The following is an 814-nucleotide window of genomic DNA, read 5'->3' as shown; positions in this document are numbered from 1 at the left end:
GCCGTACCCCACGCCGCCCCCGCCCAGACCGTTCGCGAGCAGGGCGCCGGCCATCCCGGACAACACGTCCCCGGATCCCGCCGTCGCGGCCCAGGAGGAGCCCGGGTCGACCGACCAGGCGGTCTGCCCGTCGTCGACGAGCGTCACCCGCCCCTTGAGCAGCACCGTCGCCGGGATCCCCCGGTTGCGCAGATCCGAGACGTACCTGCGCAGGGCGCCCGGCCGATCCGACCGGTCCCACCCCCCGGTCAGCCTGTCGAACTCCCCGGCGTGGGGGGTGAGCAGTACCGGGGCCCTCGCACTCCGCAGCACCACGGGATGGCTCGCGATGCAGGTCAGTGCGTCGGCATCCAGGACGGTCGGTCGCGCCCGGGCCAGGATCGCCTCGATGTCGGCGACCGCCGCCGCCCCGGTCCCGGCTCCCGGTCCCACGACCCAGGACTGCGCGGTCCCGGTCTCGGCGACCGACGGGTGACACACCACCTCCGGGCGAGCGGCGAGTACGTCAGCCGCTCCGGAGCCGACGTACCGGACCATCCCCGACGTGGCCGCCACCGCGGCCGAGGCGCACAGCACGGCCGCTCCGGGGAACCGGCCGGATCCCGCCCGGATGGCCACCACGCCCTGGGTGTACTTGTCGTCCTCCGGCCCGGGGACCGGCCAGGCCCGGCCCACCTCTGACGGGTCGGGCCGGTACACCGTCAGCGGTCCCGAGGCGGGTTCCGCCAGTCCGATGTCGACCACCTCGACCCGGCCGCACGTGGGCGAGGCGAGCAGGTGGGCGCGCCGGAGGGCCCCGAACGTGACGGTGACG

The 814-nt window shown here is 75.8% G+C and carries 1 protein-coding gene; it reads right to left on the bottom strand.

All coding sequences use genetic code 11. The annotated features are described in order from the left end of the window. Positions 1-814: ADP/ATP-dependent (S)-NAD(P)H-hydrate dehydratase (locus tag IY392_RS18320; protein WP_194861999.1), on the bottom strand; the 814-nt coding region annotated here is incomplete at both ends.

The organism is Dietzia sp. SYD-A1 (assembly GCF_015356725.1).
Taxonomy (GTDB): Bacteria; Actinomycetota; Actinomycetes; order Mycobacteriales; family Mycobacteriaceae; genus Dietzia.
Note: the sequence above shows the minus strand (reverse complement) of the source record. Positions and strands in the feature narration are given on the sequence as shown.